The following is a 15,660-nucleotide window of genomic DNA, read 5'->3' on the forward strand; positions in this document are numbered from 1 at the left end:
CCCGTGCCGTCCGACCGCTCAGCGCAGCAGCCGGGCGAGCCCGGTGACCAGGGTGGTGACGTCCTCCTCCGTGGTGTCGAAGGAGCACACCGCCCGCACCACGTCCCGCTCCCACGGGAGCACGGGGAGCTGCTCGGTGACCGCGCCGAGGGAGTGCTGCGGCACCGGGACGAACACCGCGTTGGCCTCGACCGGGTAGGCGGGCTCGACCCCGAGCTCGGACCGCAGCAGGCCGGCGAGGTGGTCCGCAGCGGCATTCGCGTGCCCCGCCGTCGTCCGCCACAGGTCGTCGGTGAGGAGGGCGAGGAGCTGGGCGGAGACGAAGCGCATCTTCGACGCCAGCTGCGTGGTCGCCTTCCTCAGGCGGGCGACCGGCTCGACAAGGGCGGGGTCGAGGACGACGACGGCGTCGCCGAACAGGGCGCCGTTCTTCGTCGCCCCGAGGGACACGACGTCGACCCCGAGGTCCGAGGTGAGCGCGGCCAGCGACGTGCCGAGCCGCGCCGCCGCGTTCGCCAGCCGGGCGCCGTCGACGTGGACGCGAACGCCCCGGGCACGGGCGACCCGCACGAGAGCGGTGAGCTCCTCGGGCGTGTACACCGTGCCGAGCTCGGTGCTCTGGGTGAGTGAGACGGCGGCCGGGCGTGCGTGGTGGACGCTGCCGTCGTCGGCGGCCAGGAGCTCGGTGAGGTCGGCGACCCCCAGCTTTCCCGCCGGCGCGGGCAGGGTGCGGACCGCCATGCCGCCGATGAGCTGCGGGGCGGTCGACTCGTCGTTGGCCAGGTGCGCGTGCTCGCTGACGACGACGGCGTCCCACCGCTGGAGGAGGGCGGTGACCCCGATGACGTTCGCCCCGGTCCCGTTGAAGACCGGGAGGATCGTGGCGCTCGGCCCGAACACCTCCCGGGCCCGCTCGTCGAGGGCGGCCGTCAGGCGGTCGGCCCCGAAGGAGGCGGCATGCCCCTCGGCGGCGGCCCCCAGCGCAGCGAGGACGGCGGGGTGGGCGCCGGAGGCGTTGTCGGACGTGAAACCGCGCGTGCTCATGGGGACATGATGGGGCCAAAGGTGATGTGGATGACGCACCGGGGCCCCGCCGTCGTGCGCTAGAGTGGTGCGCTGGCCGTGGTCGGTGCGTACCTGCGTACCCGCCCGCGGCCGACGAACGCATTCACCCTCCTGTCACGGAAGGACCGTGACCGCCTAGTCCAGAGGAGGTGGGTACAGCATGCGTCAGTACGAAATGATGATCATCCTCGACCCGGAGGTCGACGAGCGCACGGTCGCCCCGTCGCTCGACAAGCTGCTCTCGGTCGTCAAGACCGGCGGCGGCCAGGTCGACAAGGTCGACATCTGGGGCAAGCGTCGTCTTGCCTACGAGATCCAGAAGCGTTCCGAGGGCATCTACGCCGTCGTCGACATGACGACGACGCCGGAGCTCGCCCAGGAGCTCGACCGTCAGCTCGGGCTCAACGAGTCCGTCCTGCGCACCAAGCTCATCCGCCCGGACGCTCACTGAGCCTCCCGGCCCCACCTGACCCCAGAGGAGACCGACATGGCAGGCGAGACCGTCATCACCGTCGTGGGCAACCTCACGGCTGACCCCGAGCTGCGCTTCACCCCGTCGGGTGCGGCCGTCGCGAGCTTCACCGTGGCGTCGACCCCGCGCACGTTCGACCGTCAGTCGAACGAGTGGAAGGACGGCGAGACGCTGTTCATGCGCTGCTCGGTGTGGCGGGAGGCGGCGGAGAACGTCGCCGAGTCCCTTGCCAAGGGCAACCGCGTCGTCGTCCAGGGGCGTCTCGTCCAGCGGTCCTTCGAGACCCGTGAGGGCGAGAAGCGCACCGTCGTCGAGATGCAGGTCGACGAGGTCGGCCCCTCGCTGCGCTACGCCACGGCCAAGGTCACCCGCACCCAGCGCGGTGGCGGAGGCGGCGGCTTCGGTGGCGGCGGCGGCCAGCAGGGCGGCGGCGGTTTCGGCGGCCAGCAGAGCGGCGGCGGTGGCTTCGGCAACCAGCCCGCAGGCGGCCAGGCCGACGACCCGTGGGCCACGGGTGGGTCGAGCTCGTTCGGTGACGAGCCCCCCTTCTGATCAGACGTACAGCGCGGCGTGAGCCGCGCACGAGGAACCTAGGAGCACAACATGGCGAAGCCCGTACTTCGCAAGCCCGGTAAGAAGAAGGCCAACCCGCTGAAGTCGGCCAAGGTCGAGGGCATCGACTACAAGGACACGGCGCTGCTGCGCAAGTTCATCTCCGACCGCGGCAAGATCCGCGCGCGTCGGGTGACCGGTGTCTCCGTCCAGGAGCAGCGAGCCATCGCCAAGGCGGTCAAGAACGCCCGCGAGATGGCGCTGCTCCCCTACGCGAGCTCCGCTCGCTGACCGGGGAGGAGGAGACAATGGCGAAGATCATTCTCACCCACGAGGTGTCCGGTCTCGGTGAGGCCGGCGACGTCGTCGAGGTCAAGGACGGGTACGCCCGGAACTACCTCATGCCCCGTGGTCTGGCGACCGCGTGGACCAAGGGCGCCCAGAAGCAGGTCGACCAGATCCGCAAGGCCCGCAAGGCCCGCGAGATCGCCACGGTCGAGGACGCTCGCGCTGCGCGCGACTCCCTGCAGTCCAAGCCCGTTGTCGTCGCCGTGCGCGCCGGCTCGGGTGGCCGCCTGTTCGGCTCGGTGACGACCGGTGAGATCGCCGAGGCCGTCAAGGCCGCCGGCGGCCCGTCGATCGACAAGCGCAAGATCGAGGTCACCAACCCGATCAAGTCGCTCGGCGAGCACCGCGTGCAGGTCCGCCTGCACACCGACGTCCAGGCCAACGTCACGGTCCAGGTCGTCGAGGCCTGACCCGGCCCTCGCTGCACACGAGGCGCCGGCCGGTGGGAGACCACCGGCCGGCGCCTCATGCGTTCCCCGGGCTCCGCCTGGAGCCGTCCAACGAGCGAGCGTCCTCCCGGGTCAGGCGCCGAGGGTCATCCAGCGCTCCCCGCGGGCACGCAGGCCGGTCGTGAGGGCACGGGCGGCCATGAAGCCGCCGGCGAAGGCCGCCCACAGCCAGGCCAGGCCGGCGCCCCCGGCCGGGGCCCACGCCCACACCGCGGCCAGCAGCGGGACGTAGGCGACGAGGGTGACGACGCCCGCCCAGGCGAGGAAGGTGCCGTCGCCCGCGCCGATGAGCACGCCGTCGAGCACGAACACCCAGCCCGCCATCGGCATGCAGACCCCCGTGACGACGAGGGCGACGGCGGCGGCCGTGCGGACGTCCGGGTCGGTGCTGAACAGGGTGGTCAGCCACCAGCCTCCGGCGGCGATGATGACGCCGATGACGGTACCGAAGCCGACCCCCCACTGCAGGGTCCGACGCAGGACCGCGCGGACTCGCGGGACTGCCCCGGCGCCCAGCGCCTGGCCGACCATTGCCTGCGCGGCGATCGCCAGGGCGTCCATGGCGAACGCGGCGAGTCCCCACAGCGCGTTGACGACCTGGTGCGACGCCAGCGCGACCGGGCCGAGCGCGGTCGCGGTGACGACGGTGAGGAGGATGGCCACCCGGAGGGTCACGGTGCGCACGAGCAGCGGAGTCCCGGAGCGGGCGCTGGCCCAGATCCCGCCCGCCCGGGGACGCAGCGAGACGTCCAGGCCGCGGGCGCCCCGGAGGACGACGACGGCGAGGACCACGCCCATGAGCGTCTGCGCGATCGCGGTGCCGAGCCCGGACCCCGCGACACCCATGTCCAGGCCGTAGATGAACGTGGCGTTGAGGGCGACGTTGACCGCTGCGCCTGCCGTGGCGACGACCAGCGGGGTGCGGGTGTCGAGCAGGCCGCGCAGGGTGCCGGTGGCGGCGAGGACGAGCAGCATCCCGGGCAGGCCGCCGGCGGAGTAGCGCAGGTAGCTCTCGGCGTGGGGGGCGACGGTGGCGTCGGCACCCAGGGCGCTGACCACCCACGGTGCCCCGACGCCGAGCAGGACTGCGGTGAGCGCGCCGAGGCCCACGGCCAGCCACATGCCGTCGACGCCGGCTCCGACGGCGCCGGCGCGGTCGCCTGCGCCGACCCGCCGGGCCGTGGCAGCGGTGGTGGCGTAGGCGAGGAAGACGAAGACGCCGACGACCGAGACGAGCAGCGTGGAGGACAACGAGAGGCCGGCGAGCTCGGCGGTCCCGAGCCGGCCGACCATGACGGAGTCGACGAGGACGAAGAGCGGCTCGGCGACGAGGGCGCCGAGCGCGGGAACGGCGAGGGCGAGGATCTGCCGGTCGAGGGGTCGCCCACTGTCCCCAGGGTGTGATGCGTTGTCCACCAATGTGCCGACCAATTTCCTTCCACACTGTGTGCACGGACCGTTCCCGCACGATCACGCGGGAACCGGAGGAGTTGCACGGGTGTTATCCACACGATTGTCCACGGACTGTGCACGGACGGATGCCCCGTATCCACCATCCGTCCCCAAGTCTGTCCACAACCGTGGATGGATTGTCGGCCCGTCCACGCCGTACCGTGGCCGGCGCAGGTCACCGCGCGCACGGCTCGCCCACGGGCGTGCCGCAGCCGGCCCTTGAGGGTCGAACGCGGACCGAGTGATGTCAGAGGTCCGCGGTAGACCAGGAGCAGGAGAGGGGTGGCGATGACTGATCTGGACGAACGGGTCCTCGGGTCGAGCACGGGAGGGCGTGAGCTCTACGACCGCACGCCCCCGCAGGACCTCGCGGCCGAGCAGAGCGTGCTCGGCGGGATGCTCCTGTCGAAGGACGCCATCGCCGACGTCATCGAGGAGCTGCGCGGGCAGGACTTCTACCGTCCCGCGCACGAGCTCGTCTACGACGCGGTCATCGACCTCTACGGGCGCGGCGAGCCGGCCGACGCCGTCACCGTGGCCGCCGAGCTCAACAAGCGGGGCGAGCTCGGGCGGGTGGGTGGCGCCGCCTACCTCCACACCCTCATCTCCTCGGTGCCGACGGCCGCGAACGCGGGGTACTACGCGCGCCTGGTCCGGGACCAGGCGGTGCTGCGCCGGCTCGTCGAGGCCGGGACGCGCATCGCCCAGCTCGGGTACGCCACCGACGGCGGGGACGTCGACGACCTCGTGAACTCCGCCCAGGCCGAGGTCTACGCCGTCACCGAGCGGCGCACGAGCGAGGACTACCTCCCGCTGCGGGACACGATCAACCTCACGATGGAGGAGATCGAGAACAACGCGAACCGCGGCGAGGGCATGGTCGGTGTCCCGACCGGGTTCGCCGACCTCGACGCGCTGACCAACGGCCTGCACCCCGGGCAGATGATCATCGTCGCGGCACGTCCGGCTATCGGTAAGTCGACCCTGTCTCTCGACATGTGTCGATCAGCCTCGATCAAGCACGGGTTGACCTCGGTCATCTTCTCCCTGGAGATGGGCCGGACCGAGTTGACCATGCGCCTGCTGTCGGCCGAGGCCGGCGTCCCGCTGCAGAACATGCGCAAGGGCACCATGCGCGACGAGGACTGGACGAAGGTCGCCGGGGCGATGAGCCGGGTGTCCGAGGCCCCGCTGTTCATCGACGACAGCCCCAACATGTCGCTCATGGAGATCCGCGCCAAGGGCCGCCGGCTCAAGCAGCGCCACGACCTGCGCCTCATCGTCGTCGACTACCTCCAGCTCATGTCCTCCGGCAAGCGCGTGGAGTCCCGGCAGCAGGAGGTCTCGGAGTTCTCCCGGGCGCTCAAGCTGCTGGCCAAGGAGCTCGAGGTGCCGGTCATCGCCGTCGCGCAGCTCAACCGTGGCCCCGAGCAGCGCACGGACAAGAAGCCCGCGATGAGCGACCTCCGCGAGTCCGGCTCGCTGGAGCAGGATGCGGACATGGTCATGCTCCTCCACCGTGAGGACGCCTACGACAAGGACAACCGTCCGGGTGAGGCCGACATCATCGTCGCGAAGCACCGTAACGGCCCCACCGACACGATCACCGTCGCCTTCCAGGGCCACTACTCGCGGTTCCACGACATGGCGCACTGACGTCCTGCCGAGAGAGCGGGGTCGTCGCACGACGCCCGGAGGTTCGGTGCTCAGCGACCAGCGGTGCGTCGTGCAGCCTCGTAGCGCCGTAGCGCGTCCGCGCGCTCCTCGCCGTGGTCGACGATGCGCTCGGGGTACCCGTTGGCGAAGCCGTCGGGAACCCTCCACGGCTGGTGGACCGCGGCCCCGGCGACGTGAGCCAGCTCAGGGATGTACCGGCGGACGTACGCGCCGTCGGGGTCGTACCGCTCTCCTTGGGTGACCGGGTTGAAGACGCGGAAGTAGGGTGAGGCGTCGGTCCCGGTGCCTGCGACCCACTGCCATCCGTGGTTGTTCGAGGCAAGGTCACCGTCCCGCAGGTGGTCCAGGAAGTACCGCGCCCCGTGCGGCCACCACACGTGGAGGTCCTTGACGAGGAAGCTCGCCACGACCATCCGCACCCGGTTGTGCATCCAGCCCTCGGTGAGGAGCTGGCGCATCCCCGCGTCGACGAACGGGTAGCCGGTGCGGCCCGCCTCCCACGCGCGCACGAGGTCGGCGGCCTCGCCCGCCGGGTCCTCGTAGACCATTCCACGCAGGTCCTCCCGGAGGTCGGCCCACGCAGAGTCCGGCCGGTGCCACAGCACGTCGGCGTAGAACTCCCGCCAGCAGAGCTCGGTGACGAACCGGCGCGCGCCCTCGGTCCTGCCGGCCGGGTGGGCCGCGACGTCGGCGAGCATCGTGCGCGGGTGGATGGTCCCGTACTTGAGGTGGACGGACATCTGGGACGTGGCGTCCAGGTCGGGGCGGTCGCGGTTGTCGTCGTACCCGGCCAGGCCCTCCTCGAGGAACTCCGCCCACCGGCTGCGGGCCGCCGTCTCACCGGTCCCGGCGGCGGGTGGGGCCTCGTCCCAGGGCAGCGGCGCCGACTCGACCCCTCGGTGCCACTCCAGGCCGGTGGGGACGGCTGCCGGCGCGGGCCAGCCGTGCTCGTGCCACGCGCGGGAGAACGGGGTGAAGACTCGGTACGGCTCGCCATCGGTCTTCCGCACCAGACCCGGTCCGACGGCGTAGGGCGTCCCGGTCGCGACGAGGGGGACGTCGTCCAGCGCGTCCTCCACCTGGCGGTCCCGGCGTCGTCCGTACGGCGTGCTCTCCCGGCTGATGTGGACGCTCGTCGCACCCACCTCCCGGGCGAGCAGCGGGATCTCCGTCTCCGGGCGGCCCACCCGCACCACCAGCGCGCCGTCGGAGGACGCCGTCACCCCCGCGATGGCGCCCGCCAGGTGGGCGCGACGCACCGGCCCCGCCGAGGCGAGCAGCACCGGGTCCGCCACGAACACCGGCAGGACGTCCCCGCCGGACTCGTGCGCCGCGAGCAGTGACGGAAGGTCGGACAGGCGGAGGTCTCGTCGGAGCCAGAGCAACGCGGTCATGGCCGTCATCATCCGAGTCCGGTCGACATTGCGCGCGCCTACCTGGGCCTGACTGCCAGGGAGGTGCCTGCGACCGGCAGGGGTGCGGCCGACACGGCGGGCCTCACTGTCCCGCGGGCTCGGTGGCTGACGACGCGACCGACATCGCCCGCGCTGAGGGGCACGGCCGCTCTCGGCGCGTCATCCTGAGGGGGTGGACGACGCGCCGAACGGTACGAACGACGACGAGCGGTGGCTCGTCGTCGACGGACGGCGCTGGCGTCGACAGGATCCCGCCCTCCCACCCGATGTCGCCCGCCGGCTGTTGTCGCACCTCGGGCGCGGCCGCTCGGCGGTCCGGGCAGTCGGGCGGGACGGGCAGGACCTCGCGCCGGCCCGCCGCCGGGTGGACCTCGCGAAGCGTGGGCTCGGCGAGCGTGGTGCTCCGTGGTGGGAGCAGGACGAGACCCAGCGCCGGCGCCGGTGGGAGGCGGCGCTCGCCGAGCTGGACGCGCTGGACCCGTCCGACGACACCTGAGGCTCACCGGTCACCGGGGCACCGTGCCGACCGCTGCACGGGCGACCGCACGCAGCGTGAAGGAACCGTGGGGCCGGCCGAGCCGCTCGAGGTAGGCACGACGCAGGCGCTCGCGGTCGTCCTCGGGACGGGCGACGACGTAGCTGCCAGCTGGACCGACCCCGAGCAGCAGGGTGGACCAGAGCTCGTCGAAGTCCGTGTAGGACGCATGGACGGTCAGCGGCTCCTCGACCACGTCGCGCAACCCGCCCGAGGAGAGCAGCTCGGCGAGCTCGCCGGCTCGACCGAACCGCATGACCCTGAGCTCGTCCGGGGCTGACGCGTCCAGCGTGCGGGCGGCGTCCCAGAAGCCGCGCAGCATCTCCATCCCACCCGCGAAGTCCCAGACGCAGGCCGCTACCCGACCGCCCGGCGTGACCGTCCTGACCATCTCGCCGACCGCCGTCGGTGGGTCGCTGACGAAGTGCAGGACCAGCTGCGCCAGGGCGACGTCGACGGACCCGCTGGCGAAGGGAAGAGCCTCGGCGCGGGCTGCGCGGAGATCGACGCCGGGCAGGCGTTCACGGCAGGCGGTGAGGAAGGTCGGTGAGGGGTCGCAGCCCACCACGTGCTCTGCCCCGAGCCGGTGCACCAGCTCCTCGGTCAGCGCGCCCGGACCGCAGCCGACGTCGAGCGCACGCTGACCACGGGTGACCCCGGCGGCATCCGCGAAGGGAGAGGCGAGTGACCGGGAGTAGCGGCCCATGAACCGGTCGTAGGCATCACCGTCCCCGGTGAAGGTTCGCGCGCCCGGCACGGGGTTCATCCCGCAAGCATCGACCCCCCGGAAGGCGGGTGCAACGCTCGACCGAGCGTCGCAAAAGGGCTCGGCGTCAGCGGCCCGGCTCGGTAGCCTCGTCGCGCCACCAGCACCAAGACCGTCCCCAAGGAGACGTCGGCATGAGCGAACCAGGCCTCCCGTCCGAGCTCGACGCTGCCCACCACGTCGTGTGCGCCACGTGCGCCGTCGAGTACGGCGCCGAGCCGCTGCCGGCGCTCTGCGTCATCTGCGACGACGAGCGGCAGTGGGTGCCGCGCACCGGTCAGACCTGGACCACGCTCGGTGAGCTCGCGGCGAGCGGCCACTCCACCGTCGTCGAGGAGCTCGAGCCCGGTCTCGTCGGGATCGGGACCGCGCCGAGCGTGGGGATCGGGCAGACCGGCAAGCTCGTCGTCACCGACGCCGGGAACGTGCTGTTCGACGTGCCCGGGATGATCGACGACCGGGCGATCGGCGCGATCCGGGCCCTCGGTGGCCTCGCCGCCATCGTCGCCAGCCACCCGCACATGTACGGGGTCCAGTCCCTGTACAGCCGGGCCTTCGACGACGCCCCCATCCTCGTCGCCCGCGCCGACGCCGACTTCCTGCCGCTGCGCGTCCCCGCGGTCCGGCTCTGGGACACGGCGCACGAGGTCGTCCCGGGTGTGCACCTCGAACAGATCGGGGGCCACTTCCCGGGCAGCACCGTCGCACACCTCACGGCTGCGGACGGCCGCGGAGTCCTCCTCACAGGAGACGGCATCTTCCCCGGCCCGCAGGGACACACGGTCAGCTTCATGCGCAGCTACCCCAACCGCATCCCGCTGTCAGCGGCCGTCGTGCGACGGATCGCCGACCAGGTGGCCAGGCTGGACTTCGACCGGCTGTACAACAACTTCCTCGGCGTCGTGCCGGAGCGGGCCGGGCAGGTCGTCGAGGCGTCCGCCCAGCGCTACGTCGAGTGGGTCTCGGGCGTTCACGACGACCTCACCTGACGGCTCGATCGCGTCGCCGGGCCGGGTCGTCACGCCCGGAGCGCTCGCCTGACGAGGAGCAGTGCCTCCTCCGGGTCGATCCCCAGGGAGTGGACCGTGCGCGCGTACGAGGTGGCGGCCTGCTGGGCCGCGGCATGGTCGTCGGCCGTGGCGCTGGGTCCGGTGACGAAGGTGCCGGCGCGCCCGCGCCCGACGATCAACCCGTCCGCCTCGAGCTCCCGGTAGGCCCGGGCGACGGTGTTGGGGGCGATCCCGAGGTCCCCGGCGAGCCGGCGCACGGTGGGCAGGCGGTCTCCCGGGCGCAGGGTGCGGTCGGTGACCTGCTCGGCGATCTGCGCCCGCAGCTGCGCGAACGGAGGTTCGGGGGAGGCTGGGTCCAGGCGTAGCACTACGCCTCCACGGGGGCGCTCGGACCGCCTGCGGGCTGCCCGCCCCAGAGCCGGTCACGGTACCGCTGCATCTCGGTCCCGCCCCACACGGTCGTGGCGGCCAGCGTCCCGAGGAGGACGACGAAGGGCAGCACGTACCCGGCGACGAGCAGCCACGTGGTCCACGCCGGAGCCAGCCGGCCGCTCGCGACGGCGGCCGTCGAGGCCGCGTCGTCGAGCACGGCACCGGAGACGACCAGGGCGAGCAGCCCGACCAGAGCCGGGGGAACCGTCAGCGAGGACAGCGTGTTGGCGCGCACCGCGTCCTGCCAGTAGAGCTCCACCTCATCCCGGGCCGGCTGGGGTGCGTCCAGCACGCGACGGACCGCCAGCTCGGAGAGGACCACGAGGACCGGGAGCGCGACGAGGAGCACGGGAACCGGACCGCGCCAGACGGCGTCCGCGTCGAACCAGCGGGTGCGTCCGAGGGCCAGGGCGAGCAGAAGCACCACCAGGCCGACACCGGTGAAGATCCAGCCGAACACCCGCACCTGGGGCGGGATGTAGTCGGACAGCCTCGGTGCCGTCGGTCGTGCCCACCGCGGACCCGCAGTGACGTCGCCCGGCCGCAGGATCTCGACTACCGCCAGGCCGGCGGCCCCGAAGGTGACCATGAGCGACACGAGGAGGTACCCGCCGCCGCGCGCACCCGGCCAGCCGAGCGCGATGACCAGCACCGTCAGCCCGGAGACGAGGATCCCGGCACCCACCCCTCGGGCGCGGCGGGTCACCCGGGCCTCCAGAGCCGGCACCTGGTCCTCCGGTACCCGCGCGTCCGCCTGCCGGGCGAGCCGGCGGGTGAGGTGCGAGCGGTAGGCACGGCTCAGCGGCAGCAGGACCGCTGCGGCCCCGACGAGGATGAGGACGACGGCGTCGACCAGCATGGCCACCTCCTTTGTGTTGCTACAAGGATGACCCCGACGTGATGGTCGTGTCAACACATAGAACGTGGGTGACCGGTCAGGACCGGAGCAGCTCCTCGTAGGTCGCGACGGGAACCACCGTCGCGGCCGTCCGGGACAGTGCGTCGTCGAGCGTGACGAACGCGTCCGCCTGCAGCCGCGTGAGCGCGAGGTACTCGGCCACGAGCGTGTCGGGCCAGCCGAGCTGGTCGGCGATGTCCCACGCGACCCGCTGGAGCACCCGGTCGCCGAGCAGCCGGATGCGCAGGCTGCGGACGTGGTCGAGCTGCTCCTCGGCCACCTGTCTGCTCAGCTCGCCGGCGCGGACGCGCCGGTAGAGCCGGCAGAGGAGCTCGGACCGGATGAGGGCGGGAGCCACCAGCTGGGTGCCCTTGGCGGGCCGGTCCGCGGTGCGGCCGAGCTTGAGCGCGACGTGGGCATCGATGACGTAACGCCGCATGGCACGTCCTCCTCGGACACGCGTGTCGGCTATTCCACCGCACCGCGCGCGGGCACGCCAGCCGGGCCGACCGGCACCTGCGCTGCGGCGTGGGCGTCCTCGAGGGCCAGCTCCCCGTTGATCCCGATCGCCGCCCGGGAGCCGAGCTCCGCCGCGCCGAGCACCTGGGCCGAGAGGTCGGCGAGGTTCCCCACCGCCCACAGACCGTGGACCGACGTGCGCCCCTCGTCGTCGGTCGCCAGGTGGACGCCCATGTCGTTCTCGACGACGTCGGGAGCCAGTGCCGCCAGGGGCCCGGCCCGTAGCCGGAACCGCGGGGAGAGGAAGACGGCCGCGCAGGGAACCTCCGCGCCGTCGCTGAGCCGCGTGCACGTGACCCGGTCATCCGTGACCACGAGCTCCCGTACCCGACCGTCGACGACGGTCACCCCGCGTGCGTCGAGCAGGGCCCGGCCCTCCACCCCGAGGTCCGCCGAGCGGACGTCGTGGAGCAGCAGGGTGACGTCGTCCGACCACTGCCGGAGGAGAAGCGCCTGGTGGACGGCGCCCTCGGCCAGGCGGGCGACGACGGCGAGGGGCCGGTCCCGCACCTCGTACCCGTGGCAGTAGGGGCAGTGCAGTGCGTCGCGTCCCCAGCGTTCGGCCACGCCGTCGATGTCGGGGAGCTCGTCGGCGATCCCCGTCGCGGCGATCACGCGCCGTGCCCTCAGCGTGCTGCCCCCGGCGAGCGTCACCCGGAAGCCCGCGCCGTCGTCGTCGACCACGGTGACGACCTCGTCCGTGACGAGCTCGACGCCGTAGCCACGCACCTCCCGTCGCGCGGCCGCGAGGAAGTCCGCGGGGGAGGCTCCGTCCCGGGTGAGGAAGCCGTGGAGGCTCGGGGAGCACGCGTTGCGGGGGTCGCCCGCGTCGACGACCGTCACTGAGCGGCGGGCTCGGCCGAGCACCAGGGCCGCGGACAGTCCGGCCGGCCCACCACCGATGACGACGACGTCACGGGTGGTGGTGGAGGACGCGTCGTTCATCGCTCTACTGTGCGGTCCGTCCGGTCCACCGGCAATCGATGGGCGCCTCGCCGCGGCCCTTCTTCCCGGCCGGCTGGACCGTTGTCGACGTCCACCACGCCATCGATCACGGGGCCCACCGGGACCCTCCACCCCCACGACGGCGCCGCCGGCATGGGGAACATGGACGCCTGACTCACCTACCGCCTGGCTTTTTGCATCCCCGCCGGGCTGTTGATCACAGGGTAGATCTGGCCTCCCGCTCCCCCCATCGACGCACTCAACGGACCGGCGCTGGGATCAATGGTGTGTACATAGGACCATCGTCCCGTTGACCCGGCCCCGAAGGCCGCCTACAGTCCTCTTGTACATAGATGTCCATGGACAGGAGCCGAGTCGATGAAGCTCGCAGTGGTTGGCGGTTACGGGGTCGGGATGACCATGCGCGTCCCCTCGTTTCCCCGTCCGGGTGAGACCGTCTCCGGTGGCAACTACGCGGAAGGTCCGGGTGGAAAGGGCTCAAATCAGGCCATCGGTGCGTCCCGGCTAGGTGCCGACGTCTCCTTGCTCACCGCGGTCGGCGACGATCGCCGGGCGACCAGGGCAAGAGAGCTCTGGGACCGCGAAGGAGTAGGACACAGCCACGTCGCACGCACCGACTCGCCGACCATGGTCGGCTTCATCCTCGTGGACGACGAGGGCGAGAACGAGATTGCGCTCGCACCGGGGGCGTTGCACGACCTCGACGAGTCTCATGTCGAGAGCTTCCGCGGGGCCATCCGCGATGCCGACATCCTCCTGGTCTCCATGGAGGTGTCCCTCAACGCGGTCAGCGCTGCCCTTCGCATTGCCAAGGAGGAGGGCACCACTTCAGTGCTCAACCCTGCCCCTGCCATTCCACTGCCGGACGAGATGTGGGCTTTGGTCGACGTCCTCACCCCCAACCAGAGCGAAGCAGCGCAGATACTCGGGCTTCAGGCCGCGAATGATCGGCCGGTGTCGGAGATCGTCGACCAACTCCGGGAGAGAACCGACGCCGCAGTCGTCATGACTCTCGGGCGGTCAGGGTGTGCCGTGCTCGACGGTTCCGGCTTCCGGACGATCGACCCGTTCTCCCCGGAGCGCGTCGCCGACACCACCGGAGCCGGCGACGCCTTCAACGCCGCGCTGGCCGTGGCGATCGGCGCCGGTGAGCCGCTCGATGACGCCGCTCTCTTCGCCAACGCCGCCGGCGCCTACGCCGTGACAAAGCACGGCGTGATCGACGCACTTCCCACCAGACAGCACATCGACCGGGTTATGGGTCGCTGATCGACCCGACGCCCCTCATACCCGACCACACCTAACGAACGGACAAGCACATTGACTTCCGCCACCACCGTCACCGACTTCGCCGAGCTCGCCCCCCTCGAGCTGGCTCCCTACATCCAGCACACCCGCATCGAAGCCGGTCTCACCCGCTCCGACATGGAGGCCCACGCCAAGGAGACCATCGAGTACGGATTCAACGCCGCGATGGTGCCCGGCTCCTGGGTTCACGTCGTGGCCGATGTCCTCCGGGGGACAGGCACCGAGTTGGCCAGTGCTCTGGACTTCCCCACCGTGGGGGTGACTACGTCCGTCGGGAAGGCATACGAGGCCGAACAGCTGGTCAAGGCCGGAGCCACCCAGATCGACATCGGTGTCCAGGTCGGCTACCTCAAGAGCGGCATGTACGACGAGTTCCGCGCCGACATCGCCGGTGTGGTCAACGCGGCCGGAGTCCCGATCAAGGTCATGCTCGAGCTCCCGCTCCTGACCGAGGACGAGAAGCGGGCCGCAGTCGAGCTGTCCATGGATGCCGGAGCCGCGTACCTCAAGAACGCCAGCAGCGGCGCGATCGAGACCGCAAACCCCGCGAGCATCCGCTACCTCGTCGACGCCGCGCGGAGCGGGGTCAAGGTCAAGGCTTCGGGCTCCATCAAGAGCTACCCGCAGGCCGTTGAACTGCTCAACGCTGGGGCTGTCCTTCTCGGCACCAGTGCGGGCGTCGCCATCGTGACCAACAACGACGACGAGAACGTCACGAGCTACTGAGCACTGAAGCACCAGGGGGCTCCCCGCTCGTCACAGCAGAGGGGGAGCCCCCAGCCCCGGCCGCGCACGCAGCCTCCACCGAGAACGAGGACATCATGACCCTTCGCTTGATCCACGACGTCGACACCGCCCAGGACGACGCCTTCGCCCTGCTCATCGGCATGCGGCACCCGAACTCCAACGTCGAGGCGGTGACCGTCAACTACGGCAACGTCGACTTCGACCAGATGGTCGAGAACACCCTGTACACCATTGAGGTCGCCGGCTTCGGCGGCAAGATCCCCGTCTACGAGGGGTGCCGTCTGCCGCTCCTGGCCCCCTTCGACGACTCCTCCTACGTCCACGGCGTGGACGGCTTCGGCGGCGCCAACTTCCCCAAGGCCAAGCAGCGCCCAGAGACCGAGAACGCCGTCGCGGCTCTTATCCGTCTCATCAACGAGAACCCCGGGGAGTTCACGCTCATCGCGCAGGCGCCGCTGACGAATCTCGCGTGCGCCGTGGCGGCCGACCGGTCGATCGCCGGAAAGCTCAAGGACCTGTTCATCATGGGCGGCACCAACAACGCCGTCGGCAACATCACCGCCGCCGCCGAGGCGAACTTCTACCACGACCCGGAGGCCGCGAAGATCGTCCTCAACGCCGGTTTCCCAGTCACGCTGGTCACCTGGGACCTCACCATGACCCAGGGCCGCTTCACGGAGGCCCAGCTTCGTGAGATCGAGGCCCTGGACACTCCGCAGAGCCGTTTCTTCGGCAAGGCGAACCGCGCCAGCGTCGAGTACGTCAAGAAGACACACGGAGTTGAAGGCAGCACTCATCCGGACTCGATCGCGGCGGCCATCGCTGTCGAGCCCGCCATCGTCAAGCGTGCGACGGACTACTACGTCGACGTCGAGACCCACGGCACCATCACCCAGGGTTACACGCTGGTCGACGCCGTTCACCGCTCCGGGCACGAGCCCAACGCCCGGGTAGTCGAGGAGATCGACCAGGACCTCTTCTTCCAGACCATGCTGACGGTTCTGTCCTGACATCAGGCACACGAACAAATCGTGACGAACAAAGGAGTT

Annotated in this window: 18 protein-coding genes; 10 read left to right on the forward strand and 8 right to left on the reverse strand. The window is 71.2% G+C overall.

Annotation, left to right across the window (positions count from 1 at the left end):
• Positions 1 to 18: 18 nt before the first annotated feature.
• Positions 19 to 1,044, reverse strand: coding sequence for a threonine aldolase family protein (locus tag VR894_RS16490; protein ID WP_324653295.1), 1,026 nt, complete (start codon positions 1,042 to 1,044; stop codon positions 19 to 21).
• A 181-nt stretch (positions 1,045 to 1,225) separates the two neighbouring features.
• On the opposite strand from VR894_RS16490, the gene rpsF reads away from it, so the two are divergent.
• Genes rpsF through rplI form a run of 4 tightly spaced genes read left to right on the forward strand, consistent with a single transcriptional unit; the run spans position 1,226 to position 2,847 of the window.
• Positions 1,226 to 1,516, forward strand: coding sequence for a 30S ribosomal protein S6 (gene rpsF / locus VR894_RS16495; RefSeq protein WP_324653296.1), 291 nt, complete (start codon positions 1,226 to 1,228; stop codon positions 1,514 to 1,516).
• 36 nt (positions 1,517 to 1,552) lie between these two features.
• Positions 1,553 to 2,089 carry a single-stranded DNA-binding protein gene (locus VR894_RS16500; protein ID WP_324653297.1) on the forward strand — a complete coding sequence of 179 codons (537 nt, stop codon included), beginning with the start codon at positions 1,553 to 1,555 and terminating at the stop codon, positions 2,087 to 2,089.
• Between the two features lie 51 nt (positions 2,090 to 2,140).
• A complete protein-coding gene (gene rpsR, locus VR894_RS16505) occupies positions 2,141 to 2,380 on the forward strand; it encodes a 30S ribosomal protein S18 (protein ID WP_110853882.1) in 240 nt (79 codons plus the stop codon).
• A gap of 17 nt (positions 2,381 to 2,397) precedes the next feature.
• A complete protein-coding gene (gene rplI / locus VR894_RS16510) occupies positions 2,398 to 2,847 on the forward strand; it encodes a 50S ribosomal protein L9 (RefSeq protein WP_324653299.1) in 450 nt (149 codons plus the stop codon).
• Between the two features lie 111 nt (positions 2,848 to 2,958).
• Here rplI and VR894_RS16515 read toward each other — a convergent pair whose 3' ends face one another.
• A complete protein-coding gene (locus VR894_RS16515) occupies positions 2,959 to 4,302 on the reverse strand; it encodes an MATE family efflux transporter (protein WP_324653301.1) in 1,344 nt (447 codons plus the stop codon).
• A gap of 324 nt (positions 4,303 to 4,626) precedes the next feature.
• Between VR894_RS16515 and dnaB the strand changes: the two genes are divergently transcribed.
• A complete protein-coding gene (gene dnaB / locus VR894_RS16520) occupies positions 4,627 to 5,994 on the forward strand; it encodes a replicative DNA helicase (protein WP_324653303.1) in 1,368 nt (455 codons plus the stop codon).
• 50 nt (positions 5,995 to 6,044) lie between these two features.
• Here dnaB and VR894_RS16525 read toward each other — a convergent pair whose 3' ends face one another.
• Complete coding sequence (locus VR894_RS16525) at positions 6,045 to 7,409, reverse strand: deoxyribodipyrimidine photo-lyase (RefSeq protein WP_324653305.1); 1,365 nt, start codon at positions 7,407 to 7,409, stop codon at positions 6,045 to 6,047.
• A gap of 193 nt (positions 7,410 to 7,602) precedes the next feature.
• On the opposite strand from VR894_RS16525, the gene VR894_RS16530 reads away from it, so the two are divergent.
• On the forward strand, positions 7,603 to 7,926 hold the full coding sequence (locus VR894_RS16530; RefSeq protein ID WP_324653306.1) for a 2-polyprenylphenol hydroxylase: 324 nt from the start codon (positions 7,603 to 7,605) through the stop codon (positions 7,924 to 7,926).
• 10 nt (positions 7,927 to 7,936) lie between these two features.
• Here VR894_RS16530 and VR894_RS16535 read toward each other — a convergent pair whose 3' ends face one another.
• Positions 7,937 to 8,731: a class I SAM-dependent methyltransferase gene (locus VR894_RS16535; RefSeq protein WP_324653308.1), complete on the reverse strand. Its 795-nt coding sequence runs from the start codon at positions 8,729 to 8,731 to the stop codon at positions 7,937 to 7,939.
• Between the two features lie 134 nt (positions 8,732 to 8,865).
• On the opposite strand from VR894_RS16535, the gene VR894_RS16540 reads away from it, so the two are divergent.
• Positions 8,866 to 9,720, forward strand: coding sequence for an MBL fold metallo-hydrolase (locus tag VR894_RS16540; RefSeq protein WP_324653310.1), 855 nt, complete (start codon positions 8,866 to 8,868; stop codon positions 9,718 to 9,720).
• 29 nt (positions 9,721 to 9,749) lie between these two features.
• On the opposite strand, the gene VR894_RS16545 is transcribed toward VR894_RS16540, so the two are convergent.
• The 4 genes from VR894_RS16545 to VR894_RS16560 all read right to left on the reverse strand — a co-directional run bounded on the left by VR894_RS16545 (position 9,750) and on the right by VR894_RS16560 (position 12,535).
• Positions 9,750 to 10,109: a GntR family transcriptional regulator gene (locus VR894_RS16545; RefSeq protein WP_324653312.1), complete on the reverse strand. Its 360-nt coding sequence runs from the start codon at positions 10,107 to 10,109 to the stop codon at positions 9,750 to 9,752.
• Positions 10,109 to 11,032 (reverse strand): hypothetical protein, encoded by a 924-nt coding sequence (locus VR894_RS16550; protein WP_324653314.1) that lies wholly within the window; start codon positions 11,030 to 11,032, stop codon positions 10,109 to 10,111. Before VR894_RS16550 ends, VR894_RS16545 begins: the two co-directional genes overlap by 1 nt.
• Positions 11,033 to 11,108: 76 nt before the next feature.
• Positions 11,109 to 11,510 carry a hypothetical protein gene (locus VR894_RS16555; protein ID WP_324653316.1) on the reverse strand — a complete coding sequence of 134 codons (402 nt, stop codon included), beginning with the start codon at positions 11,508 to 11,510 and terminating at the stop codon, positions 11,109 to 11,111.
• A 29-nt stretch (positions 11,511 to 11,539) separates the two neighbouring features.
• Positions 11,540 to 12,535 carry an NAD(P)/FAD-dependent oxidoreductase gene (locus VR894_RS16560; RefSeq protein WP_324653317.1) on the reverse strand — a complete coding sequence of 332 codons (996 nt, stop codon included), beginning with the start codon at positions 12,533 to 12,535 and terminating at the stop codon, positions 11,540 to 11,542.
• A 378-nt stretch (positions 12,536 to 12,913) separates the two neighbouring features.
• On the opposite strand from VR894_RS16560, the gene VR894_RS16565 reads away from it, so the two are divergent.
• The 3 genes from VR894_RS16565 (at position 12,914) to VR894_RS16575 (ending at position 15,621) form a co-directional block, all read left to right on the forward strand.
• Positions 12,914 to 13,825 carry a ribokinase gene (locus VR894_RS16565; RefSeq protein ID WP_324653318.1) on the forward strand — a complete coding sequence of 304 codons (912 nt, stop codon included), beginning with the start codon at positions 12,914 to 12,916 and terminating at the stop codon, positions 13,823 to 13,825.
• A gap of 51 nt (positions 13,826 to 13,876) precedes the next feature.
• Positions 13,877 to 14,590: a deoxyribose-phosphate aldolase gene (gene deoC / locus VR894_RS16570; protein ID WP_324653319.1), complete on the forward strand. Its 714-nt coding sequence runs from the start codon at positions 13,877 to 13,879 to the stop codon at positions 14,588 to 14,590.
• A 95-nt stretch (positions 14,591 to 14,685) separates the two neighbouring features.
• Positions 14,686 to 15,621 carry a nucleoside hydrolase gene (locus tag VR894_RS16575; RefSeq protein ID WP_324653320.1) on the forward strand — a complete coding sequence of 312 codons (936 nt, stop codon included), beginning with the start codon at positions 14,686 to 14,688 and terminating at the stop codon, positions 15,619 to 15,621.
• Positions 15,622 to 15,660 lie beyond the last annotated feature (39 nt).

The sequence above is a fragment of the Georgenia sp. H159 genome (assembly GCF_035607575.1).
Classification (GTDB): Bacteria; Actinomycetota; Actinomycetes; order Actinomycetales; family Actinomycetaceae; genus Oceanitalea.

Coding starts and splice junctions, on each gene's coding strand:
- rpsF (WP_324653296.1), top strand. CDS start 1,226: ATGCGTCAGTACGAAATGATGATCATCCTCGACCCGGAGGTCGACGAG.
- VR894_RS16525 (WP_324653305.1), bottom strand. CDS start 7,409: ATGACCGCGTTGCTCTGGCTCCGACGAGACCTCCGCCTGTCCGACCTT.
- VR894_RS16500 (WP_324653297.1), top strand. CDS start 1,553: ATGGCAGGCGAGACCGTCATCACCGTCGTGGGCAACCTCACGGCTGAC.
- dnaB (WP_324653303.1), top strand. CDS start 4,627: ATGACTGATCTGGACGAACGGGTCCTCGGGTCGAGCACGGGAGGGCGT.
- VR894_RS16575 (WP_324653320.1), top strand. CDS start 14,686: ATGACCCTTCGCTTGATCCACGACGTCGACACCGCCCAGGACGACGCC.
- VR894_RS16490 (WP_324653295.1), bottom strand. CDS start 1,044: ATGAGCACGCGCGGTTTCACGTCCGACAACGCCTCCGGCGCCCACCCC.
- VR894_RS16550 (WP_324653314.1), bottom strand. CDS start 11,032: ATGCTGGTCGACGCCGTCGTCCTCATCCTCGTCGGGGCCGCAGCGGTC.
- VR894_RS16560 (WP_324653317.1), bottom strand. CDS start 12,535: ATGAACGACGCGTCCTCCACCACCACCCGTGACGTCGTCGTCATCGGT.
- rpsR (WP_110853882.1), top strand. CDS start 2,141: ATGGCGAAGCCCGTACTTCGCAAGCCCGGTAAGAAGAAGGCCAACCCG.
- VR894_RS16540 (WP_324653310.1), top strand. CDS start 8,866: ATGAGCGAACCAGGCCTCCCGTCCGAGCTCGACGCTGCCCACCACGTC.
- VR894_RS16535 (WP_324653308.1), bottom strand. CDS start 8,731: ATGAACCCCGTGCCGGGCGCGCGAACCTTCACCGGGGACGGTGATGCC.
- VR894_RS16555 (WP_324653316.1), bottom strand. CDS start 11,510: ATGCGGCGTTACGTCATCGATGCCCACGTCGCGCTCAAGCTCGGCCGC.
- VR894_RS16565 (WP_324653318.1), top strand. CDS start 12,914: ATGAAGCTCGCAGTGGTTGGCGGTTACGGGGTCGGGATGACCATGCGC.
- rplI (WP_324653299.1), top strand. CDS start 2,398: ATGGCGAAGATCATTCTCACCCACGAGGTGTCCGGTCTCGGTGAGGCC.